Below are 25687 nucleotides of genomic sequence, written 5' to 3'. Positions count from 1 at the left end.
CAACAACATTCGATTACAATGAAAACATTTATACCGGTCCATACGATCGACTATCAACCTGCGGGTCAGTTTGAAGAGACCCGATTCGAAAAAATACACAATGTCATTTTTGAGGATGCCAAACAGGGTGCTATCCAAGTGGCCCATGAGATGGCCGATTTGATCCGCAAGAAATCGAATCAGGGCAAAACCTGTGTGTTGGGCTTGGCAACGGGCTCCTCACCGATCAGGGTCTATGAGGAATTGGTACGCCTTCATCGAGAGGAAGGCCTCAGCTTTAAGCACGTGGTGACCTTTAATCTGGATGAGTACCACCCTATGGAAAAAAGCAATATACAGAGTTACCATTACTTTATGCACCAGCATTTGTTCGATCATGTGGACATTGACCCGTCCAATGTGCATATTCCGGACGGTACGATCGCTTCCGAAGACGTTAAGGCCTATTGTCGGTCCTATGAACAGTCGATAGAAGCGGCCGGCGGACTGGATTTTCAGCTTCTAGGTATTGGACGGACCGGGCATATAGGATTTAATGAACCGGGTTCCCATTTTAATTCGGCCACGAGGGACATTACCTTGGACCATATTACCCGTGTCGATGCAGCCCCGGCATTCAAAGGCCTGGAAAATGTGCCCAGAAAAGCGATTACGATGGGGATTGGAACGATCCGGAAAGCCAAGCGAATCGTACTTATGGCCTGGGGACAGAACAAGGCGGAGGTCATCAAGGGAACTATTGAGGGAGCCATGAGCCCGGAGGTTCCCGCGACCTATCTCCAAGAACATGAAAATACCACTTTTGTGCTCGATAGGGAATCTGCCGCCCATTTGACACGTATCGATACCCCATGGCTGGTGGGCGATTGTAAATGGACGGGTGAGCTGACCCATAAGGCGCTGGTCTGGCTGAGCTTGCAAAAGGAAAAACCCATTCTGCAGTTGACCGACAAGGATTATAATGATTCGGGCATGTCGGACCTGCTCAGTATGGAACAATCTTCCTATGAGATCAACATCAAGGCCTTTAACCGCTTACAACATACGATCACGGGCTGGCCAGGGGGCAAGCCGAGTGCCGATGATACCCATAGACCGGAACGGGCAGTACCGGCATGTAAACGGGTCATCATCTTTAGCCCACATCCCGATGACGACGTCATTTCTATGGGGGGTACCTTTGACCGATTGGTGGCCCAGGGGCACGAGGTCCACGTGGTCTACCAGACCTCTGGAAATATCGCAGTGGCCGATCACGAGGCCCTCAAAGTTGCCGAAGTGGCGCAGAGCATGGGGGAGAGCAACATGTTTGAACAGATCATTCAGGACATCGGCCAAAAGACAACCGAGGACTATGACTCCTCACTGGTAAGAAAACTAAAAGGTACTATCCGACGGGCGGAAAGTATCGGGGCAACACGTTATATGGGTATCCCTGATGACCAGGTACATTTTTTGGACCTTCCGTTCTATGAGACAGGGACCATTAAAAAAAATCCATTGGGCCCCGAGGATATTGCGATCATGAACCAGATCATTGAAACCATTAAGCCCCATCAGATCTATGCGGCGGGTGACCTGGCGGATCCGCACGGTACCCACAGGGTATGTCTGGAAGCACTTTTTGCTTCATTGGAAGAGCTCAAGAAAAAGCCTTTTATGAAAGCATGCTGGGTATGGCTCTATCGGGGCGCATGGCATGAATGGGATATCCATGAAATCGAGATGGCGGTCCCCATGAGCCCTGAACAGGTCCTGCGCAAAAGGAAGGCCATCTTTTATCATCAGACCCAGAAAGATGGTGTGATGTTCCAAGGGGAGGACCTACGTGAGTTCTGGGTACGGGCGGAAGATCGTAATAAGGATACCGCCCTGAAATATCAAAAATTGGGATTGGCCAGCTATGCGGCCATGGAAGCTTTTGTAAAATACGACTTTTGATATGGCTTTGATCAGTTCAGTTTCTGGAATCAGGGGTACCATAGGAGGGACCCCAGGGAATTCGCTTACCCCAATGGATATTGTCAAATATGCCACTGCATATGCCACATGGGTCAAGAACAACTCGGATACCGGCCCTACGGTGATCGTGGGCAGGGATGCGCGTATATCCGGTGAAATGGTTTCCCATTTGGTCATCGGTTCACTGATGGGCATGGGCATCCATATTGTGGATCTTGGTCTTGCAACAACACCCACGGTGGAAATGGCTGTGGTCCATCATAGGGCACAGGGCGGAATCATTTTAACGGCCAGTCATAATCCGATGCACTGGAACGCCCTTAAATTGTTGAACGACAAAGGGGAGTTCCTTTCCAAGGAAGCAGGGGCGACCATTATGGAACTTGCGGAGCATACCGCACTTAGCTTTCCTGAGTCCACGGAATTGGGAACCTATGGCACGGACCAAAATGCCCTGGAACAGCATATTGCAGCTATTTTAAAGTTGCCCATCGTAGATGTGGAAGCCATCAAGAAGGCCCATTTTTCCATTGGGGTGGATAGTGTCAATTCCGTTGGCAGCCTGGCCGTACCACTGCTTTTGGAAAGATTGGGAGTAGACCGTATCGAACAGATCTATGACGAGCCCCATGGCCATTTTCAGCGTGTGGCCGAACCTTTGGCGGAGCATTTGACAGGGTTGGGGGAACTTGTTCGGGAACATCGTTTGGATCTGGGCATTGCCGTTGATCCCGATGTCGATCGATTGGCGTTGGTCGCAGAAAATGGTGTTCCCATTGGGGAGGAAAATACCTTGGTACTTGTTGCCGATCATATCCTTTCCCAAAAATCAGGGCCACTGGTGGCCAATATGTCGTCGACCATGGCCTTACAGGATATTGCCCAAAAGCGCGGCGTGCCCTTTTTTGAGTCCCCGGTAGGGGAAGTCCACGTAGTGAAGGCGATGAAGAACCACCATGCGGTTATCGGAGGAGAGGGCAATGGAGGGGTCATTTGCCCCGAATTACATTATGGAAGGGATGCGTTGGTAGGGATAGCGATCGTACTGACCCTGTTGGCCAAAGAAGGACAAACGCTATCGGCCTTAGTGGACCGATTGCCAAAGTACGTTATGGAAAAGACCAAAATGGAATTGTCCGAGGACGTACAGGTGGAGCAATGGTTCGCGAAGATCAAGGCTTCCCATACCGGTATACAGGTAAACGAGGAAGATGGGCTCAAGATCTATTACCCAAATGGGTGGATCCAATTGAGAAAATCAAATACGGAACCCATTGTACGCTTGTATGCCGAGCATAGGGAGCCAAGCGGTCTCGCGGCCATGATAACCGAGATCCGGAACCTCGTATCCGGTTCATGATCACTGTCATGAACCGGATAGGCCTGGCGGTTCCCTTTATATTTTGATAAAGGTTTGATTTTTGTACATATACCACAACAAGAGGTACAAGAGCAGAAATCCTCCAATCGATGCCAGCGCATCATAGTACGGACCTACAAATTGTTCAAGGCCAAATAACAATTGTTTGGCAATGGAAGGAAAGTGGATCACATGGGACAGTACATAGGCCGTAATGGCATTCATGCCAATGACCTTCAAGGGGTAGGCCCATTGCCTATATTTTTTAATGTCCACGATCCAGTAGAAAAGGGCCAGTAACAAAAAACAGATCCCGGAGGAAAGCAGTACGAAGGAACTGTTCCATATCTTTTTAACGATCGGGTGCCATAAATGCAGCACCAGTGCCATGGAAATGCCGGCCAGGCCCACGATGGTCAATAACCAAAGTGTCCTGGTCTCAAATGGCCTTGATTTTAGGAGCTCCCCGGCAAAAAGACCGGATAGGGTAGTGGCTGTAAAGCCCAGTCCTGTCAGTAGCCATGTATATTGATACCCATCATCGAAGGGGCCAAAGATCAAGCGGTCGATATATAAGGCGATGTTCCTGTCGGGCAGTAACTCACTGGAACCTATACCGGGGATATATGCGAATTCCAGTAACAGGGTGTAGACCAGTAAGCAACCCAGAAAAAGGAGGTATCTTCCCTTCTTCCCCAGATGTATATAAGCGATACAGGTGAACAGATAACCGACCGCAATGGCCTGAAGTGTGTTACTGAACACCTGGAACTTTTGTAGGTCGAAGTGCAGGAGATTGCCCTGAACGACCCAACCCAGGATGAACAGGATGACAAACCTTCTGATCAAGTGGGGGTAGAGACTGAATTTATTCGGCGTGGAACGGACCCTGCGCTCCATGGAAAAGGGAATCACCGCACCAACCACAAAAAGAAAGAGAGGCATGATAATGTCATAAAAATGAAAACCAAACCAATCAGGATGGGAAAACTGTTCGGCAAAAAATGCAGTGGTCCCAGTTTGTGCCCCCTGGTGGAGATTGTAGAAAAAATGATCGGCAAAAATGATCATCAACATATCGAACCCCCTGAGCACGTCAATGGACAGCAATCGCTTGGGGGTGTCTGTAATGGCAGTATTTTTCATGGCCGGTTATATTTGGTTATAACAAAAAAGCCCTGACCAATGGAGTCCACCGGGCCAAGGCATTTGCATCAATATAAAACTAACTCAATTATTTCCAAGAATGTTTAAGGTTCAATGATGATAAAGGAACCTCCTTCGGGGAAATTGGCCACTAGGGCCCAACCCGCTGTCATTTCGGTTATAGCAATTCCGAAGGACTCGCCCAATGTCCCAAACTGGGTCTTGGGAATTTGGAACTCAATGGCATTGGTCTCTTCATCGAGGGCCACGATCCCAGAGGAGGTCAAATTGGCCGCCGAACCTGCAATGGCGTTCCAGGCCCATCCTCCAGCAGGGTCTGCATGTGCATAAAAACTGCCCCAACCATTACTGACCAAAGGGCCTTCAAACAGGAATTCTGCCCCTGAGTTCTCTGGCCAAGTACCATGGAGGAATCCCGTTGCGGGATCACCATCACTATTGATGAACATATCCACCAGTTCCATTTGCATGCTGGTATTTCCCTCAAAATAGATGTTGACGTTTTCTCCTCCTGCCCATACCTTTATACGTTGAATAGATCCGGTACCCGAGGTATTTTCAGCAGCAATCGCTACATCCGTCCAATCCTCGAATTCTCCATCAATGTCAATATTGATGATGATGATCTCGGGCGCCGTGATGGTCTTCGAAATAAAATCGCTTTCCCCGGCTTCATTGGTGGCGGTCAGTGATACTGTAATTTCACCGCCTATGTCATAAGTATAAGTCGGACTTTCCTCATAGGAATAGAACTTTAAGTCCCCAAAGTCCCATTGGTAATCCGTTGCATTCTCCGAGAGATTGGTGAAGGTGAACGTACTTTCGTCATTGCTAAAGGAAAAGTCCGCCACGGGGCCCGTACCATTCCCTGCACTGCCGTCGTCATCAGAACACCCGATACAGAACAGAAGGGTTAGCATCCCTAAAATTAGCTGTAGATTTTTCATAATATTCGTTTTAAGAAGTTGGTTAATTGATTGTAATTGTATGGTTCAGGTCGTTGAATCCGGTGGAAGCTTCCCAAACATTGGCATTGGCCAGTCGTATACTGTACTCGGGTCTGCCCTGTAATGATTCGAAGGCATCTGCAATTTCCAAGAGCAGTTCATAGCTGCCTTGGGGTACGTCCGAGATATCCAGAGTCTCTTCCCATTCGAACGTTGAATCCGGCAAAAGCCTTCTGATATCAAGTTCCAATGGTTTTTTGAATAGGGTCCCGTCCGCAGTCGACCGTAGTACCAGATAGGAGTTCTTGGTACTGTAAACGGGCGCAAAGCCCAGATTCTCCATGTCCAACCGAAGCTGAAGGCTGTTGGAAACTTCATCCGCTAAGGTGGCACGTCTGAGGGCCAGGCGATAACCCAGTCTGCGCTGGAAATCCTCAAAACAATTGGCATTTCGCCATCCGTCCAGTACAGGGCCATAATAATCCAGGTTCAGGTACGTCCATTTCAGGAGTTCCATTTCCGTTTCCGCGGTCGTACAGTCGGCCAATGGGATGTCTACGGGCGGACAGGTTTCCCCACCAGTCGGTACATAAAGGGCTTCTTTACTTATATAATCCTTTTCTGCCGCTATATCCTGATAGGTCCCATAATCCGTGGTACTGGCCATAAAGCAATCATTGTGGAAGCCGACCCTTGCCAGGTCACTTGTTCCATAGCCGATATCCGAACCCATGGCCGTGGAATACCCAAAAATCGCCTGTTTGTACAATGGGGTCCTCACCTGTATTTTGATGTTCTCCGGAAAGACTTCCAGCATTTTGGTAAGCAATGCTTCCCTACCTTCCGTATTGGCCAATCCATTAGATGAATAGTACCACTCTCCCCAGGCACCTATAAAACCGGCCTGTACAAACGCGATAACATCGGCATTTTCTTCAAAAAGTGGGGCCAATTGGTCCAAATGGGTCTCCATGACATCAATAGGCGCATCGGTTCCATTCTGGTCGTTGGTATAGGCAAAACGGAGCACGCATTTGACCCCGGCCTCCCTAAACCGTTCCATATCGGTCTGGAACAGTTCCAGTTGTACCGTACTAAGCGGCCCGTCCTTGAATTGCTCCAAATAATACAATCGCAGTATAAGGCTTACATTTTGGTTCTTCAGGTTGTCCAATGCCGTAGGGTCCACCGCATTCCCTTCGGAAAACACCGTCCAGGTATGCATAAATCCACGTTCTGGATTGGTAAATACTTGCTGGGAGACCTGATAATCGATTTGGGAGACGCCCGCTTCGATCGCCGGTTCTTCTGTGGGTTCCGTGCCTCCGCCATCGCTTTGACAGTTCCAGTTGAAGGCCAGGAAGATCAGGCCCAATATATAATGATTTGTCATTTTTATCTTTTTCATTAGAAGTCGTTTTTCATCCAATTATAGGGAGTTCTTTTAATCCAATTTCCTCTGGTAAAGTCAGGAAAATCCTGCGGTTCCCCATTGTTTTCAATAGAGACCTCGGAGAGTGGGGTAATTGCACTCCAAGCAGCTGCATCATATGCGTCGATAGGGGGTGCGATGTTCTTTTTTGCAGATTCCACAAAGGCATTGATGACAAAGAAGTCCATACCGCCATGCCCCGATCCCTCGGCAAATTTTCCATACTTTTTCCAGAGCGGGTGATCATATTTTTCCAGCCAACCCGAGGCATCGTCCCAAGTGTGCGGTTCGGATTGTCCCTCTATATAGATGCGATTGCCATCGACCTCCCAGAGGCCCTTGGCACCCTGTACCCTAAACCCAAGGGAGTAGGGGCGGGGCAAGTTGCAATCATGGGTCACGATTATCGTCTCCCCATTTGCGGTCTCAATGGTGGAAGTAATGACATCCCCTTGCTTAAACTTCAATTTGGCATTGGGATGGTCCTTACCGCCGTGTTGCACAATATAATTATGGAGTCCGATCCCTTTGGTCGCATTGGAGGATATCGACAAAAAGCGGTTGCCGCGGTTGATATCGCACATGGCTGCGATGGGACCGGCACCATGAGTTGGATAGACATCGGCATTTCTTTTTAGGGAATGGTTGGTACGCCAACTGGCTTCCGAGATGGCCTTTTCACCAAATTCCACACCGCCTCCATAGGGTTGCTTGCCGTTGTTGAACTTTACCTCCCGTAGGTCATGTTGATAGCCGCATCTAAAGTGCACCAATTCGCCAAAAACTTGTTGTTTGACCATGTTGAGAACGGCCAGTACATCCCTTCGGTAATTTACATTTTCCAAAAGCATGAGTTGTGTACCCGTCTGTTCATGGACTTCGACCAAATCCCAGCATTCCTCCAGGGTATTGGCGGCAGATACCTCGAGACCGGTATATTTTCCCGCTTTCATGGCGTCCTTGGCCATTACGGTATGCCAAAGCCATGGAGTGGAGATGATAACGGCATCCACTTGTTCCATTTCCAACAGGTTCCTGTAATCATACACATCCTTTCCAAACACTTTAGGTCGCGCGAAACCGGCCTTAGCAATCAATTCATTGGCCAATGCGGTACGGGCAGTATCGATATCACAGATGGCAACGATTTCAATGTCCTTCCTGAGCAACAGGTTGTTCAAGTGATTGGTGCCCCGAAGTCCCACGCCGATCATTCCTATCTTTAATTTTTCACTGGGGTCCCACTGTCCATAGGTAAAGGAAGGGGAGATAGAGAGTCCAATGCCCGCCAATGTTGATTTTTTTAAAAATGTTCTTCTCGAATCCATAGTCCTAAGCCCCATTGATTTTATTGTTTGTTCCATATTTAATTGTACCCTGGGTTCTGGAGAAAAGCACCTTTGCCCTCTGAGATACGTTCGAGCGAAAAGGGAAACAATACTTTGTAGGGAGCGCTTTCACTCGATACGCCATTCAGGTCATTGGCATATTCCACATATTTTCCATGTCGTATAAGGTCGGAACGGTATTGCCCGTTCTCGCACCAATACTCATGGGATCGTTCCACTAATATCATGGTGTTGAAACTATCGATATCCGTATGCCCTGTCAATTCCAATGGTGGTATTTGGGCCCTTTCACGTACGATGTTCACTAGGTCAATGGCCTCTTGGGTTCCCCCTCCGTTCATATTGGCCAAGGCTTCCGCTTTGGACAATAGTACATCGGCAAAGCGATATTGAATTATATCCACTGTGGTCAGTCCAGTGCTCCGATCGGCATCCGCCGCTATTTTAAGGGGCAATGGACCCAATTGCATATAATTGGCCGGGTTTTCACGGTTGTAGGTAACTCCATCGGTACCTGTATACTCTGCGATGAGATTGGTTTTTCGGATGTCCCCTTCTTCAAAAGAGTCATAAAATTTCCAAGAACTTTGGATGGTTCCCCACCCTCCACGCTCTGGAAAATTACTGGGCAGCACCATCAATTGCCATTGGTTTTCGCTGGTTCCGGCATAATCGGCAGGGATGGCCCAAATGACCTCCCTACTGTCCACTGGGGCCTCAACGTCCCAAAGCCCTACGTAATCATCTTCCAATTCGTAATATCCCATATCCAAAATTGCATTGGCCTGTGTCAGTACGTCGCCCCAACGCTTTTCATGCAGGTACAGGCGAATCAAGATCATACGCGCCAAACCTTGGCTGAACCGCCCATAGGTGGCCTCTTCCGGTGTTGGTAGCCCTTCTATGGCGGCCAATAGGTCCGTTTCTATAAAAGAGACCATTTCTTCATGGGAAAGTCTGGCCAGTGGAGCCTCTTCCAGTGGGTTTTGAAGGATTTCCAAGGGAGCGATGACCAAAGGACCATACATATCGAAGAGCTCATAGGCCAAAAGACCCCGTGCACAGCGAATTTCAGCAATGCCCTGTTCCTTGATGTTCTCATTGACATCGGAGTTGGCGATTCTATCGATACTCAAGGTCATCGCACTGATCTTGTTGTAAAACGTATCATAGAAACGGGTGACCCCAGTGGTCGTGGGATTATACCGGTGCAAAGTGGCCTCTTGTTGTACGGCATAGTTTCCTTGGAGGATTTCAGTGGTGGCGTCCAATACGAACATCAGTCCGTTTTCCGAAGTGGTATGGATACCATCGGACCAAGCTCCTCTCAAGGGGTGGTAGGCCGCAATGACCAAGGACTCCACATCTGCCTCGGAGGATGGAAATATACTGGGGTTGATCTCATCGTAATTGATGGACTCCAATTCTGGGTCACAGCCGGTCAATACAATTGCGACTGTGAGGAAAATATATGTTTTCAATCGATTCATGACAATGTTTTTTAAAATTTTAAATCAAGTCCAAGCGTGTATGACCTTACATTGGGGTAGGCCGCGGTGTACGCATCTGTTTCCGGGTCAATACCATCATAGGGAGTGATTACAAAGAGGTTTTGTCCATCCAGTCTAATGGCTGCACTGTTGATTACCGATCCGAACCATTTTTTGGGCAGGTTGTAGGACAGGGATACATTCTGCAATCGGATGAACCAGGCATCTTGCAGGAAAAAATCGCCTGAACCGTATTGGGTGTACCCAAAATGGGAGGCTGGCCTTGTAGTGGATGGATTTTCAGGGGTCCATCGATTGAGCACGTTTCTTAGGGCATTTCGCCCATTGGTCGCGACACCCACCGCCGTGATCCCGTAGGTGAAATCCGTCTGGTCGATAATCTGTCTTCCGAACATGCCGTTGAAGTTAAAGTTCAATTGAAAGTTCTTATAGCGAAGGGTACTGGCAAACCCGGCAATGAAATCCGGGTCGGTAGACCCCATCAGTACAATGTCCGCTTCATCGATCCTACCGTCTGGAGCTCCTGTTCTGATAAAACGACCGTTCTCATCGACTTCCGGGTTGCCATCGGCATCCCTTGAAAAACCATTGACATCCTTTATCTTGATCTGCCCGGGAAATAGGTCCGGCTGTGCCTCAACGATTTCATCTGCTTGCATGATACCATCTGAGATATAGGTGTAACGGGCCCTGATGGGATCCGTATCGTTCTCATAAACGGCCGGTCTGAAATCCTCGGCACGTTCTTTCCATCTGTCCCGGTATTGGGAGTAGGTCAGGGTGCTTCTCCAGAGGACATCTTCTGAACGGATGATGTCTGAACTCAAGGTCAATTCAAATCCCTTACTCTGCGTCCTTCCCACATTGGCCCAAACGGAATTGATCTCGTTATATGAATTGATGGGTTTTTCCATCAGTAAATCAGATATTTCTTTGTTGAACACTTCGACCGATCCGTAAATACGTTGGTTCAAGAAACCAAAATCAAGTCCGATGTTGGTTTCCTTGGTGGTTTCCCATTTAAGGTCCGGATTGGCCAATCTTGAAGCAAAGACCCCAACATTAATGGATTCATCGGGACCTAAATATGCGGGTTGGGCGTAATAGGCAGCAAAAGCATTACCCCCGATATCGGCATTACCTGTTTCCCCATATCCGATTCGGAGCTTGAATTGGGATATTTCATCTTTAAGGTTTTCCATAAAGGGCTCTTCACTGAGGTTCCAGCCCACGGCAATGGAAGGAAATATACCGTACTTGTTATTGGCGGCAAATACACTTGCGCCATCCTTACGTACCGTAGAGGTAAGAATATATCTGTCCTTGTATACGTAGTTGACCCGTGCAAAATAGGATACGAAATTGTTTTCGGTTTTTGAAGACCCTACGATTTTTGTCCCTGCCCCTGCATTCAGATTGTTCCATAGAAAGGCATCCGAAATGAAATCCGTGTTTCCGGCGGAGGTACTTTCAGAGCGGTATTTTTGAGAGGAATAACCGATTAGGAAGTTCAAGCTATGGTCTTCCTCGATGGTCGTGGTATAGTTCAAGGTCAGGTCCAACAATCGATCGTTTTTTTCCTGTTCGGCGACCGATGCCCTTCCATTCTCCAGTTCTCCCCATAAAGTGGTCCTTGGTAGATAGGTGTTCCTACTGGTGTTACCCTTGTCGAAACCTGCTTGCATACGCGCGGTCAATCCAGGAATTGGTTTTACTTCCAAATAGAAATTCCCCAAGGTCCTGTCTATGACCCCCTCATCTGAAATGGTGAGCAAGGAAAGGGGGTTGGGCTCCAAGGCACTGTCCGGGTTGATAGGGTAATTCCCGAATTCATCAATGGGTTGGATATGTGGCCCTTGTTGTATGGCTCCCCGTATGATTCCCGAGTTCTCATATTGATCACCTCCCAATTGAGAGTTTTGATTGTTGATACGGCTGGTGGTCAGGTTCAATCCAAAATTGACATATTTGTTTAAGGTCTGGTCAATATTGATTCGAAGGGAAGAACGTTCGAAACCGGAATTTTTTACAATACCATTCTGTTCATAGAAGTTACCGGAAAGGAAGTACCGGGTCGATTCACTTCCCCCTCTTACGGAGAGGTTGTGCTGTTGGATGGACCCATCGCGGGTGACAAGACCCAACCAATCGGTGCCTTGGCCAGCGTTTCTTATCTGCTCATCGGAATAAAACCGGGTAAATGCGACTCCGTTGACCGGATTGGCTATGGCATCCTCCAACGTACGGTCGCTATACGGGTAGACCCGATTGAGAAAGGCCCAGTTTTCGTATGCGGCATCGTTGCGTAATTGCATCCATTCCTGCAGGCCAAGTATCTCATAGTTGTTGATGTAGTCCTGGAAGGAATAGGACGTTGAGTAATCGACACTGATTTTGCCCATTTTTCCCTTTTTGGTCGTGATCAAAATCACACCATTCGATGCCCGTGCGCCATAAATCGCTGTGGAACTTGCATCTTTCAAGACTTCAATGGACTCGATATCATTGGGGTTGAAAGAGTTGAGAATACCCTGTGTACCCCCATCATATCGGTTTCCCGAGTCAGGTTGCTGAAAATCGGTGATGGGAAAACCGTCTACTACAATGAGTGGTTGGTTGCTGGCATTGATGGATGCGGCACCACGTATCCTAAAATCCTGTCCACCTCCGGGTTGTGCGCTGTTCTGTACAATCTGTAATCCAGAAACACGACCTTGAAGGGCCTGGCCCACCGAAGGTGTGGAAGAAAGGACAAGTTCCTCACTTTTTACTGAAGAAATGGCCCCTACCACATCTTTCTTCTTTTGGGTTCCATAACCAACGACCACGACCTCGTTAAGGTTGGTGGTGTCCGGTAAGAGCTTAATGGACAGCGTAGTTTGTCCATTCAATACGATTTCCTGGGTGATGTAACCTATGTAGGAAAAGACCAAGGTATCGGCTCCGCTTGGAACGGTTATTTCAAATTCTCCATCAAAGGAAGCCGTTGTACCTTGATTGGTACCTAAGACCATAACGGTAGCACCAGGTAGCGGTTGATCGTTCTCATCCACTATCGTACCCGTGACCGACCTATCCTGTTGGATTTGGTCTGGTATTTTGGCATTGGCATTGGTATGGACCAAAACACCCAGTATTAGGGACAGATACAGCCCAAGGCGTAAAATTCTTGTGCCCCTATGGGAGGTATGGCACAATCTAGTTATCGGTTTTTCCATTTTGTAATTCAATTAGCTAGTTAGTAAAAGTTTTATCTGGTTCAACGCTTGCTGAATCGACAGCGGCACGTTTTATTTTAAAGTTTCATTTGGTTTGGATCATGTAGGTTGAACGCCTAGGTTCAAGTCTTTATAAAGCGCCTCGGTCACTTCTTGGTCAGGGATATCAATCGAAAGATGGTAGGTATTCCATTTTAAAATTGCTTTAATAGTAACTAAGTTTCTGAATAACAGTTTTTTAAATATTATTTATCGGTTTTTTAACATACTTATAGTTGCTAATGTAATTGTTGAATATGGATTTTCAAAGGATTTTAATAAAAAATGTGTACGTACACATCATCTTTTTGTGTACGATAACACTTTGTCTATGAGACAGCTTTGTGATAGTGTGTAGGTTTGAACAAATCTTTGTTAAAAGTTTTTTTGGAATGTATCAAGGCCATTGTAAAACAAGTTTTAATGTTTGTTGGTGGACTATCTTAAATACACATATGATTTTTAAATCAAACTAGGTGATTTAAAAAACCGTTTATTTCAAGCTGTACTTGAATTTGATGGTGGATTATTAGGTTTTAGCAGAACATTGCTGTTATCCTGAGGGAGGACATATCAATGTGACACAAACATGCTAATTAAGGACAGAGATTTTAGTTTTATTATTTTAAAAACTGCAAGTGTTATAGTCCCATTGAAATGGCACAGATTAGGTCTTTTTATGCGTAATCAAGGAAACAATCGGGAAATATAAGAGCTTGGAGCCAATAAGTTAAAATTATCATCTTTACTTTTTGCTTTTTGAAATTCATTCTTACTTGAACTCTTTCAGTACTATTTTTTTGACGACAGTTTTGGGCGGTCAATCAAGAAGGCCACTATCCACGAGAATTAAAATTACAAGCAAAAGGGATGCAATCAGTTGTACCAAGGTATGCTTCTGGAATTTACCTAGATTGATGGGGAATTTCCAAGTAAGTGATTATCGTGGTGCCAATAGGAAGTGACAGATATTATAAACCATGGGGAAGCTTAAATATGGATGCTTATTTTATGATCAGTCTTCTAAAAATTAATCATATAATACTGTTCATAGATTTTTAAAGATTGAATCTGGATGCCTTTTCAGGCTGACTGTTATTCGCATATTTTTCAGCAAAACTGTAAGTAATTCTGTCCGAGATATCATTGTCGAGTTCGACCAGTAGTTTGTGCGCATTTTCCAAACCATACTCTCTATAAGTCTTGATTACCTTTTCAGTTTTCAAGAACTGTTCGATTGGAGATGTGCTACCAAAAAACGCCTTTCTAATATTTGTTCTTACCTGTGCCCACCCATCCATCAGGGTTCTACTGGACAATGTGACAATAATCAATGGTTCTCCCATTACCATATCCAATTCACCAGAAATGCCGGGTGCTCCCACATTGTGGACATACACAATTTTACCATTTAAATCTCTCATGCTCATCCAACACCCATTTTTAAAATGGTCGGTGGTTATTGCAGTAAAGATTCTTTTTCAATGAATTTGTTTATGTGTTTTGGCAATAGGTACAGGTGAATCCGTAGTTGTTTTAGGAAATATGAACTTTTTTTATCCTTCCCATCAAAGAAGAACACAAATTCCCCTATCACAATCCATAGAAGGTATCAGCTCGCGTCCCGCCCTACCGTCCTGATTAATCATTTATGTTTGAAAACATAATGGCTGATGGCCTTAATTAAGTTCAATTATACCATTATAAAATCAAACCGACATTTACCTAAATATGTCTCTTAAAATATATTATGGTTATATTTAAAAGAAAATACGTTCATTAGAAATCCGACATTGCTTTGGTGAGTTATTCGGTGAGTAAAAACCAAAATATATTTACAAAACTCTAGAAAAGAGCAATATACATAAATAGTTCAATCCCAGGTGGGACCACTTTTACTAAGTAAAAACCCTTGTAAATCAATAGTTTGCGAGGGTTTTTTATTTTTAGGGGACGACTGAGGGGATAAAAAAAAGGAATTTTTAAACCTAAAAAAGTTATTCATCCTTATAAATTGATTTGATAGCTTCCATATTAGCTCTAACTATGAGTGTTATTAGCTTACTAATTTCAGAGTCTAATATTTTATAGCCATACACTTTTGTGACTTTATTCCCCAAATAAACCACCTCATATGTTTTATTTAAAAAATTAATTTGGACCTCACTATTAACATTTTTTTCTTTCCTTTCAAATCTTAGTTTAATTGATATAAGTAAGATACGCTGCTTGCTTGGAGAAAGTTCCCAAAAAAGTGATTCCAAGGGAAACAGTTCAAGATTTCTCTGTCTCTTTTAAAAAGGTCAGGGAAAAGTTTCAGGAACCCTGCGAAACATTGTTACAACTTCCCGAGCGAAAAAATAGCAAGAAAAAAGTTCAAGGCCTTTCACTGGCTGTCAAGAACTTGTATCATGTGGAAAATAAAGTGTATGTCCAATTTGAAATAGAGAACTATTCCGGGTGTCCGGTTTGATTTTGGAAAATTGGAACTGTTCAAGGTCAGCGGAAAAAAGGGAGGAACGCCTCCCATCAGGAACAGGAACTCCTGCCGCTGTACAGGCACAAAGTCCCCAAAAAGGTCATTCATGGACAAACCATCCGATTTGTGTATGTGTTTCCTAAATTCCATCTGGACAAAGGGGAAAGAATTAAGATAAACCTTTCTGAAGGTAATACTTCGAGGATAGTCGTATTAACGTTTAAATAATGGTATAGGAGTTGTAAAGCTAGGTTTTTAAACCCTTGCCGATTTTGGTAGGTGCTGTAAACGTCGGGCATAGTAGATTATCCTTACTGGATAAAATTGAGTATCCTCCAACATGATATGAAAATTTGACTGTCAAATTACTATAGCCAAATATGGCATGGTTCAATTTTCCGATTTTAGTGGTTTCAACCCTGCGGCCCATCCAGTCTTGAGGTCGTTTGGTCTTACTAAGTAATGACCTTGGTGCTCTTCGATGAGAAACTGAACATTGAACAATGGAGATGGTTCCCAATATCTCCAGATTCAATTTAGTGCTTCATGGATTTGTAAAGTCCGAAACATGCGATTATTCCCCAAGCCAAGTTTATAAATAGCACGGCCCAAGCACCATAAAATGTTGCATTTGCTACAAATAGGGCGCTCCCTGCAATATTGTACCAATGATATACAGGTTGCTTGGCATTCCATTTGCCTTTGATCAGGTTGTAATAAGAAAAAAGAAAACAAAAGGATCCAATCCAGCCCAGTAATTCAAAGAAATGGCTCATGAATCTTCATACTTAAAAAGGCTCAAACAATGATTTACATAGATTTCCTGTTGTTTCCGATGGTTATCATCCCCCGTTGGGAACATGCCCATATAATAGTAGGAACCATCAACCAGGGCGAATATGATCTCCGTTAATTCATCAATGTTGGTATTTTGTATAATACCATTGGTGCAGGCTTGGTCCAATTCGCCCCGCAATACCTCGTGCAACTGTAAAAGATATTGCTTGAAACTATCATTGAACGCCTCGTTCCTATATATTAGGGCGTAACAGCTATAGAATACCCCGTCGTCAAAATACTGGTTCCATTTTCGGGAGAATAGGTTTTGAATCAGATTTTCAAGATCTTCTCGGGTCTTGAGTTCGGATAGGTTTTCTTCCACGAGTACATTCATATGCTGCTGCAGGATATACTCCACCAATCCCAATAACAACTCTTGTTTGGTATTAAAATAATGCATTACCAATCCATTGCTTATCCCCATGGATTCGGCCACTTTGGCAATGGAGGCGTTCTCAAGGCCTATGTCTTTTGCTACCTCATAAAAGGCTTGGATAATTTCCAGTTTTCTTGTAGTTCCCAAGCTTTTTCTTCCCATGTTCTATGAATTGGTAATTGTCTTTGTTGTTTCAAATCAATGCAACAATAATACTCTTTTTTTTGAAAATAGATTAACCGAACAGTCATTCAATCTATTTTACGATTCCATAACAATGACTTAAATATTCTTTAATTGAACAGTCGTTCAATTTATATTCCTTTGGGCTTTGTAAACACAAACAAATGTATTTAAGAAAGCTTACTGTAATACTTGCAATACTGGCCATTGGCATATCCAGAGCGCAAAATGTGCAATCTGATTTGCTGGATAAGAAAGTGGTCTTCATCATTGTTGATGGAATCTCTGCGGATCAACTAAAGACAGCTAACACTCCCTATTTAGATCAAATTGGCAGGGTGGGTGCCTACACGGATGCATATGTCGGTGGGGGAAAGGGGACTTATTCTGAAACCCCGACCATTTCTGCTGTGGGATACAATAGTTTGATCACGGGGACATGGGCCAATAAACACAATGTTTGGGGCAATGGCATCAAGGACCCAAATTATAACTACCCAACCATTTTTAGATTGTATAAAGATCATAATCCAAATGGTACTATTGGTGTATTCTCCTCTTGGCTTGATAATAGAACAAAATTGGTGGGTGAGGGTCTGGACGCTACCGGGCAAATACAGGTGAATCATTATTTTGACGGTTTGGAACATGATACCATTAATTTCCCACATGATATACGGCGCAACTTCATGAAACTCATCGATTATACCGTGGCGGATCATGCTGCACATACCGTTCTGCGGGAAGGCCCTGACCTTTCCTGGGTTTATTTGGAATTCTCCGATGATATGGGACATGGTTATGGAGATGGTGAACGTTTTACCGCTGCCGTTGAGTTTGAAGATTACTTGGTAGGGAAAATATGGAAGGCTGTCGAAGAAAGGCAGTCCTTAAAAAATGAGGACTGGTTGTTCATTGTTACGACAGATCATGGAAGAACTGAAGAGAACGGCAAACATCACGGCGGACAATCGGACCGTGAGCGAAGTACTTGGATAGTAACCAATTCGAAGGATACCAATGGTTACTTCAATTCGAAAACTCCCGGAGTGGTGGATATACTTCCAACCATTGTGGACTTTCTAAACATCGAAGTACCACAATCGGTACGCCGTGAGTGGGATGGAGTTTCCCTTATTCAACCCGTGGATGCTTTCGATTTGAGGGCAACCAAAAAGGGTAGCCACCTTGAGGTATCCTGGGAAGCTCTATCGGAGGGCAGTGGAAATCTCTATATGAGTTCCACCAATGCTTTTAAAAATGGAGGGCAGGATGATTATAAGCTCATCGAAACAGTACAGCTCGAAAAGGGAAAATTGAAAATTCCATTGCGCAAACTATCCAAAGGGTTTTGCAAGCTCATATTGGAAACCAAAAACACCACATTGAATACGTGGTATGTAGAAGAATAAAAACCTTTTTAAAACCAATCAAAATTCATAAATGAAATGAAAAACACATTACTATTCGTATTCTTATTGACCGTTTTTACCTCAGGGTTCGCCCAGAAGGAGGTGTCCGGTACGGTCGGAGATGCTTCAGGTGTCCCGTTACCAGGGGTAACCGTTATGGTGCAGGGAACGGCCAACGGTACCACTACCGATTTTGACGGTAACTATTCCATACGTGTGGCCGAAGGTCAAGTACTGGTATTTTCCTATATCGGTTTTACCAAAAAGGAGCTTACGGTTGGAACATCAAACATTATGGATGTAACCTTGGAAGAAGATGTCCAAAGTTTAAATGAGGTTGTTGTCGTAGGTTTTGGCACACAAAAAAAGGTCAACCTTTCCGGAGCTGTCAACAATGTCTCGGTAGCGCAATTATCTACGAGGCCGATAAACAACGTGACCCAAGGGCTACAAGGTATTTCCCCTGGTCTTAATATCGATTTTTCCAGTGGGGCGCCCGGTGCAAACCCAAAGATCAATATTAGGGGATTCACCTCCATCAATGGTGGTGACCCTTTGGTACTCATAGATAATATACCTTCCGATGTTTCATACCTCAATCAACTTGCTCCAGAGGATATCGAAAGTATTTCCGTGCTAAAAGATGCATCCTCTGCTGCCATTTATGGTGCAAGGGCAGCTTTTGGGGTTGTTTTGGTAACCACCAAGAGTGGTTCGGATGGCAAGATGCGAATCAACTATAATACGAATGTTACGGTGGGCACCCCTACCGTGTTGCCCGAGAAAATTTCCGATCCCTACATTTATATGAGGCTTCAGGAAACAGCATCAAAAAATACACCATGGCACAACCAATATTTCACGACAGAACAATTGCAATGGGCCAGGGAACGTAGCGATGATCCTTTCGGTACTGTTGGTGTACGTGAAAGCACTACAAACCCCGGTCTATGGGAGTATATGGGGAATCGTGACTGGACCGATTACTTTTTGTCGAGTTCCACCTATTCCCAAAACCATAGTTTGAGTGCTACGGGGGGAACGGAAAAAATAAATTATTTCATGTCCGGTTCCTACAATAAGGACAATGGTTCCTTGATCTTGGCGGAAGACTATTTCACCAGAACGGGAATGCGTTCCAAATTAAATGCCCAATTGACCGATTGGTTGTCCGTCGGTAACAACACCTCTTACATTACCGGTAAGCGAAAGAATCCATCTTATTTTGATATCGGCACCCTTTTCAATTTTAATAGCTATTCCTTCGCGGAGAATCCGGATGGGAGTTGGGCCAATACACCTGTAGGTCGAATGGCGGCCCAATTACAGGATGGTGGCGATGAAGAATATATAACCCATACCTTCCGTACCAATTTTACGGCCCAAGCATGGTTGGTCAAGGATATTCTTAAGGTGAACGCAGAGTATACTTACGAACAGGAAAACCAAAATTATGATGCTTTCTACTCCAAGTACCAGATAGGATTTGGTCCTGATGATATCAGGGAAGAAGGCAACAATCAAGTTTGGAAGGATTTTGGTTCGGAGCAGTACAACGTATTGAATATTTATGCCACTTTCAACAACAGTTTTGGAGATGACCACCAATTGACATTGCTTGCAGGTTATAATCAGGAAGAATTCAGGGACGAATACATTTCTTTGAGCCGAACAGGTGTGATCTCATCTTCACTTCCAACATTGAACTTGGCCACAGGCCCCATACTTCTTGATGAATCGGATTCCGCCATTTATAGCTGGGCACTCCGTGGTGCATTTTATAGGGCCAATTACATTTTCAAGGATCGTTACATATTAGAACTTAATGGAAGGTATGATGGGTCCTCCCGTTTTCCAAAGGATAAACGCTTTGGCTTTTTCCCTTCCGTTTCCGGGGCCTGGAATGTATCCCGTGAACCTTTTATGGAAGCTTTGGAACCAACAGTGAGCCTATTGAAGTTCAGGGCTTCCTATGGATCGTTGGGCAATCAGGACGTAGGTGCTTTCGGCTATATTCCTTCGATGAGTGCAGGGCAGGGAAACTATATAGTTGGTGGGGAACTGCCCACACAAGTCGGTGCTCCGGGACTGGTATCGTCCAATTACTCCTGGGAAACAGTGACTACTAAAAACTTTGGTGTGGATATCGGTCTTTTCAACAACAAATTCAATGCAACATTGGACGTTTATCGGAGGGATACCAAGGACATGTTGACTGTTGGAACTGATTTGCCCGGTGTATTGGGAGCCTCGGAACCCAATGAAAATGCAGCGGACCTAAAAACAGAAGGTTGGGAACTTTCCCTTTCCTATAAGGACAGTTTTGGAAACCCCAATAATCCCTTTAATCTGAATGCGAGGCTTGTTCTAAGTGATAGCCGATCTTACATCACCAGTTTTGAAAACCCTAACAACAGCCTTACCCAATACCGTGAAGGGATGGAGCTCGGTGAGATATGGGGGTTAACTTCAGATGGACTATTTCAATCACAGGCAGAAATCGATGCTTTGGACGAGTCGGCCATTATTCCGTGGGGAGCCTTGGAAATTGTTGAGGGTTGGCCTAAATACGTAGACCAGGACGGAAACCAAAAAATTGAGAAGGGTATGACTGCGGATGACCCTAAGGACTTAAGTGTTATAGGCAATATGTTGCCAAGGTATCGTTTCGGTATCAACCTGAACATGGATTGGAATAATTTTGACCTTGGTGTTTTTCTACAAGGTGTAGGAAAGAGAGATTTTTATCCAAAGGATTATATCTATTGGGGTTTTTATCAACAACCGTATGCAGGGGGCTATGCCCATTTGAAGGATTTTTACAGAGGCTCCGATGATCCCGCCGATTTAATGGCGCAACATTCACAGGCCTATATCGATGCAGGGTACGCCAGTGCCAATACCGATGCACGTTTTCCCGTGTTTCAATCATGGTTGGCCGACCGGAATCTGGGGGAGCGGATTGACCAAGCGCAAGGATTGGCCATACCACAGACCGGGTATATGTTGAGTGCTGCCTATCTAAGGCTCAAGAATATTACTTTGGGGTACACCATACCTTCTTCCTATACCAAAAAAATGGGAATTACTTCACTGAGGATATACTTTTCCGGTGATAATCTTTTTGAGTGGTCCGAAGTCTCGGATTACTTTGACCCTGAATCCATCTCCGATGTGGAGAACAGGATTAATCCAGCCCATAGTGCCGGACGTAACGAGACCAGTGGTTATCAATATCCCTATCAACGAAAGTATGCTTTCGGTATTAATGTTACATTTTAAAAATCATTCAAATGAAACTTACAAGAAAATATATAAAAAGGGTTTTAATGGGCGGTTTTGCCGGTTCACTGGTAATTTTGATGTCTGCCTGTAACGATGACTTTCTGGATCGCTTGCCAGAAACCGAAATCGGGGTCGACAACTTCTTCAATACGGAAGAGGACTTATCCATCTATGTAAATGGATTGTATAATTTTCCCGGCCTAGGGATATACTACGATGATGCCACGGATAATGCAGGTACAACAGGTAATCGCGAAATAAAGACCATTATGACCACAGATGCCAACTCCCAGACGATTACTTCGGGTTGGCACTGGGGCGCCTTAAGGAGCATCAACCTATTTTTGGAAAATGCAGAAAAGGCCGATATCGGCGCGGATGTAAAGAATCACTACATAGGTGTCGCCCGTTTTTTCAGGGCACAGTTCTATATGGAAAAAGTAAAGCGATATTCCAACGTGCCATGGTATGACCAAGTACTTGAAACAGACTCTGAAGATTTGTTCAAAACAAGCGACCCTAGAGAGACCGTTGTTGATCATATTTTTGAGGATTATCAATTTGCCATGGAACACGTTAGGGAAAGTGTGCCGACAGGAGCCGTTGATAAATGGACCGTAATGGCATATTATAGCCGTAATGCATTGTACGAAGGGACCTTCAGAAAATATCACAGCGAATTGGGACTGGAGGGAACAGCGAACGATTTCTTGGAACTGGCAGCAAAAGTATCCCAGGATATCGCAGACCAAGGCCCCTTCTCAATCTATAATACAGGAAATCCTGCCCAAGATTACATGACCCTTTTTGGGAGTCAAGATCTAACCGCGAACCCAGAGGTGATTTTCACGAATATTTATGAAGCTGATGTTAAAAACACTGACGACCCCCAGTACTTGTTCGGTAGCTATGAAATGTCAATGAGCAGGGACCTATTGGAGACATATCTTATGGATGACGGCACGTATTTCAGCCAACAGATGGGAATTGAGACCATGGAATTTGTGGAAGAGTTTCAAGATAGAGACCCAAGACTCTCCCAAACTTTTGCTTATCCGGGCTGGGAACTATACTATACAGCTACCTATAGTCCCGGAACCACCAATTATGTGCAGGAACTCAAGAAAAACTTCACAGGCTATCATCAAATCAAAGGTTTTGCCAACGACCCCTCCATAGACGTTCGGCGAGGTATCGATATCCCCGTCTTGCGCTATGCAGAAGTGTTATTGAATTTGGCAGAAGCTAGGGCAGAACTTGGCACTTTGAACCAAGGCGTGCTTGATGCTACGGTAAACCAGATCAGAAGCCGTGCAGGAATGCCCCCATTGAACATGGCCGTTTCATCGGACCCGGTGCAGGCCCAACGTTACCCACAAGTCACAGATCCCGTTTTGTTGGAAATACGAAGAGAGCGTAGGGTGGAGTTTGCCATGGAAGGAAGAAGGCTGGACGATTTGAATCGTTGGAATGCGGGCAAATTGATGGAAAAGGAGCCCGTGGGCATGTATTTTCCAGGATTGGGCAAGTATGACCTTACGGGAGATGGTGTAGCGGATATTCAGCTTTTAGGGATCGAGGATGCTATTCCCGAACCAAAAGAGCTCAATGAAAATGGTGTTGCACTAATTTATTATAGAACTGGCAGTGTGGGCAGTAATGCGGATGTTTACCTCACAGAGGGAACCAGTGGCAATGTTGTGGGAACACCAGAACGAGGAACATTCCAAGAACCCAAACATTATTACAGACCTATCCCAGCACCTGAAATGGCACTTAACCCAAATTTGGAGCAAGTGTTCGGTTGGGAATAATTCAGATGTTTAATTTTATATTTAAAAAGGAGGGGTAAAAGCCTCCTTTTGACTTTTAACGATGGAAAAGAAAAAAAATCATAACAAACGGAGGACATTTGTTAAAGGAGCGGTTTTGGCTGGTTGTGGCAGTATGCTTCCGCGTTTGGTAAAGGCGCAAAGTGATAGTGGTCGAGGTTCAAAAAAGTCACTCAGAATTGCACACATTACGGATGTTCACCTTAGTTCGGACAACAATGCTCCCGCTCGATTTAATGCATGTATTGACAAAATCAAAGAAAGAAAAATCGATTTTTTCTTGAATGGAGGGGATAGTATTATGGCTGCCGATGGTAAGGACATTGGCCGAGAGCAAGTCAGTGAAATGTGGGATTTATGGAAAACGTCCAGAAATCGCTTTTCCGAATATGAGATGTACAGTTGTTTGGGCAATCACGATATGTGGTGGGCGGCACCTGATAAAGTTGACCCCATGTATGGTAAAGGGTATGCCATGCAACAATTGGGTATGCCATCGACATTTTACAGCTTCGATAAAAAAGATTGGCATTTTATCGTTTTGGATAGTAATGTGGATGGGGGTGGTGCATTGGGCAATAAACAAATGCAGTGGCTTTCGGATGATTTAGCAAAGCTCCCAAAGGGAACACCTGTTTTGATCATGTCACATTATCCCATTTTATCGGCCTCTACCCATACTGTGGGTGGGAACCATAAAGATTCTTTGCAAGTCACAAAGATTCTTTACAAACATCCCGATAAAAGGATACATTGCATCGGGGGGCATGTGCATTTATTCGATACCGTTGTCTATAACAATGTGCATTATTATTGTAATGGTGCAATGAGCGGGTATTGGTGGGGAAATGGAGATGAGGATTCAGCCCAAAAGTATTGGTACCACGAGACTCCACCAGGCTATACCATCATTGAGCTTTTTGAAGATGGCGCCATGGAGAACCACTATCATCCACATCAATTTTAAAAACTTTGATTTTAAAGAGAAAACAGATTCTCCCAGTTGTATGCCTTGTTTTTATTGGTATGCTAGGTTCATGTTTTGCACAAAATGGGAAAATGCAGATAAAGGTTATGGCATGGAACATTCTTCATGGAGGCAATGATATTGAGAATGGATTACAGCATGTCATTGACATTATAAGGGAGGTTGATCCGGATATTGTTTTAATGGTAGAGACCTATGGTTCCGGAAAACAAATCGCGGAGAACCTCGGATACAATTTTCACTTATGTGCTCCTGAGAGTACACCATTGGATGACAAATCAACCAATCTATCTATTTTTTCTAAATATCCCTTGGGAGAGACGTTAACAACACCATATTCGTTCTATTTAGGGGGTGTTGAGGTTTTTATCCGTAATCAAAAAGTAAATGTTTTTGCCAATTGGTTCCATTATGAGCCTTGGGCAGATAGGCCAGAACAGTTGGGTAAGTCTGTTCAGGAATTGCTCAAGTGGGAGAAAACCGGCAAAAAGTATGAGATGGTACAAAATGTATTGCCTTATATCAAAAAGTATGTAGCAGAAACCGACAAAGTTCCTATGATTATTGGAGGTGATTTCAATACACCTTCACATTTGGATTGGGATGAAAACACCAAGGAATTTCACAACGGGTTGGTAGTGCCATGGAATGCTACTAAAGTATTGGAAGAATTGGGGTTAAAGGATTCTTATAGGGAAATTCATCCAAATCCGCGGATAAATCCGGGCATAACTTGGGATACCAAGGAGAAAATGGACTCACACAGAATCGACTATATTTTTTATAAAGGCAATATCAGATCTGTGAAATCGGAGACCTATATGTCTTTTATGGGCGAGCCATTGGCTATCAAGGGCAAGCAATTTACATATCCTTCAGACCATGGGTTCATAGTGACCACATTTGTGTTGGAGTAAGTCCGGGATTATGTCTTTTGGCTTTTAGACTGTTAATAAACAGAACATGAAGGTGGCTTATGTATCCTGCTTTTTTATCCAACACCTTCAGAACTACTGTCAAAATTGGAATCAAGGGTTTTATGTTCTATTTCATTCATCCTTTATACCAATATGATTTGATAAGGTATGTCGGGTATTCATTAAAAGCTGTTTGAACCCTGAATTTTAAAGAACATGTAACACCCTTATTACTCATATATTACTAATTTTATGCATATATGAAGAGTACATCAAAAATAGATAGGGATTCTTTTATCAGAGATTGCAACCTGAGTTTAAGAACGAAAAATGTGCTCTATAACAATTCAAAAGCGTTTGGGGTATAAAAGACATTTCCCATAACGAAGA

17 protein-coding genes are annotated in these 25687 nt (G+C 44.3%); 7 read left to right on the top strand and 10 right to left on the bottom strand.

From position 1 onward, the window contains the following. Nucleotides 1–18: 18 nt before the first annotated feature. Both nagB and glmM read left to right on the top strand, forming a co-directional pair. The gene (nagB, locus tag J0656_RS01805) at nt 19–1941 is read left to right on the top strand and encodes a glucosamine-6-phosphate deaminase (RefSeq protein ID WP_207031085.1); all 1923 of its coding nucleotides are present in this window, start codon (nt 19–21) and stop codon (nt 1939–1941) included. Nucleotide 1942: 1 nt separating this feature from the next. Beyond that, nucleotides 1943–3322: a phosphoglucosamine mutase gene (gene glmM / locus J0656_RS01800; protein ID WP_207031084.1), complete on the top strand. Its 1380-nt coding sequence runs from the start codon at nt 1943–1945 to the stop codon at nt 3320–3322. A 36-nt stretch (nt 3323–3358) separates the two neighbouring features. On the opposite strand, the gene J0656_RS01795 is transcribed toward glmM, so the two are convergent. From J0656_RS01795 to J0656_RS01750, 10 genes are all read right to left on the bottom strand, one after another. After that, nucleotides 3359–4468: an acyltransferase family protein gene (locus J0656_RS01795; RefSeq protein WP_207031083.1), complete on the bottom strand. Its 1110-nt coding sequence runs from the start codon at nt 4466–4468 to the stop codon at nt 3359–3361. 104 nt (nt 4469–4572) lie between these two features. Further along, complete coding sequence (locus tag J0656_RS01790) at nt 4573–5436, bottom strand: PKD domain-containing protein (protein WP_207031082.1); 864 nt, start codon at nt 5434–5436, stop codon at nt 4573–4575. Between the two features lie 22 nt (nt 5437–5458). Continuing rightward, nucleotides 5459–6844 (bottom strand): DUF4832 domain-containing protein, encoded by a 1386-nt coding sequence (locus J0656_RS01785; RefSeq protein ID WP_207031081.1) that lies wholly within the window; start codon nt 6842–6844, stop codon nt 5459–5461. Continuing rightward, nucleotides 6844–8232 carry a Gfo/Idh/MocA family protein gene (locus tag J0656_RS01780; protein WP_375587599.1) on the bottom strand — a complete coding sequence of 463 codons (1389 nt, stop codon included), beginning with the start codon at nt 8230–8232 and terminating at the stop codon, nt 6844–6846. The genes J0656_RS01785 and J0656_RS01780 overlap by 1 nt, the downstream gene beginning before the upstream one ends. A gap of 2 nt (nt 8233–8234) precedes the next feature. Beyond that, the gene (locus J0656_RS01775; protein WP_207031079.1) at nt 8235–9707 is read right to left on the bottom strand and encodes a RagB/SusD family nutrient uptake outer membrane protein; all 1473 of its coding nucleotides are present in this window, start codon (nt 9705–9707) and stop codon (nt 8235–8237) included. A gap of 11 nt (nt 9708–9718) precedes the next feature. Beyond that, the gene (locus J0656_RS01770; RefSeq protein WP_207031077.1) at nt 9719–12946 is read right to left on the bottom strand and encodes a SusC/RagA family TonB-linked outer membrane protein; all 3228 of its coding nucleotides are present in this window, start codon (nt 12944–12946) and stop codon (nt 9719–9721) included. A gap of 1097 nt (nt 12947–14043) precedes the next feature. After that, the gene (locus tag J0656_RS01765; RefSeq protein WP_207031076.1) at nt 14044–14415 is read right to left on the bottom strand and encodes a hypothetical protein; all 372 of its coding nucleotides are present in this window, start codon (nt 14413–14415) and stop codon (nt 14044–14046) included. Nucleotides 14416–15371: 956 nt separating this feature from the next. Further along, complete coding sequence (locus J0656_RS20065; RefSeq protein WP_225605627.1) at nt 15372–15572, bottom strand: hypothetical protein; 201 nt, start codon at nt 15570–15572, stop codon at nt 15372–15374. A 428-nt stretch (nt 15573–16000) separates the two neighbouring features. Continuing rightward, a complete protein-coding gene (locus J0656_RS01755) occupies nt 16001–16240 on the bottom strand; it encodes a CBU_0592 family membrane protein (protein ID WP_207031075.1) in 240 nt (79 codons plus the stop codon). After that, on the bottom strand, nt 16237–16842 hold the full coding sequence (locus J0656_RS01750) for a TetR family transcriptional regulator (RefSeq protein ID WP_207031074.1): 606 nt from the start codon (nt 16840–16842) through the stop codon (nt 16237–16239). Before J0656_RS01750 ends, J0656_RS01755 begins: the two co-directional genes overlap by 4 nt. 185 nt (nt 16843–17027) lie before the next feature. On the opposite strand from J0656_RS01750, the gene J0656_RS01745 reads away from it, so the two are divergent. The 5 genes from J0656_RS01745 to J0656_RS01725 all read left to right on the top strand — a co-directional run bounded on the left by J0656_RS01745 (nt 17028) and on the right by J0656_RS01725 (nt 25297). Next, on the top strand, nt 17028–18275 hold the full coding sequence (locus J0656_RS01745; protein WP_207031073.1) for an alkaline phosphatase family protein: 1248 nt from the start codon (nt 17028–17030) through the stop codon (nt 18273–18275). 36 nt (nt 18276–18311) lie between these two features. After that, nucleotides 18312–21557: a SusC/RagA family TonB-linked outer membrane protein gene (locus J0656_RS01740; protein WP_207031072.1), complete on the top strand. Its 3246-nt coding sequence runs from the start codon at nt 18312–18314 to the stop codon at nt 21555–21557. Nucleotides 21558–21568: 11 nt separating this feature from the next. Further along, nucleotides 21569–23374, top strand: coding sequence for a RagB/SusD family nutrient uptake outer membrane protein (locus tag J0656_RS01735; RefSeq protein WP_237688814.1), 1806 nt, complete (start codon nt 21569–21571; stop codon nt 23372–23374). 61 nt (nt 23375–23435) lie between these two features. After that, a complete protein-coding gene (locus J0656_RS01730) occupies nt 23436–24359 on the top strand; it encodes a metallophosphoesterase family protein (RefSeq protein ID WP_207031071.1) in 924 nt (307 codons plus the stop codon). A gap of 92 nt (nt 24360–24451) precedes the next feature. Continuing rightward, nucleotides 24452–25297, top strand: coding sequence for an endonuclease/exonuclease/phosphatase family protein (locus J0656_RS01725; protein WP_207031070.1), 846 nt, complete (start codon nt 24452–24454; stop codon nt 25295–25297). Nucleotides 25298–25687: the final 390 nt, after the last annotated feature.

It is taken from the genome of Flagellimonas aurea, from assembly GCF_017313785.1.
GTDB classification, from domain to species: domain Bacteria; phylum Bacteroidota; class Bacteroidia; order Flavobacteriales; family Flavobacteriaceae; genus Flagellimonas; species Flagellimonas aurea.
The sequence above is the reverse complement of the archived record's forward strand: the minus strand, read 5'-3'. Positions and strand labels throughout refer to the sequence as shown.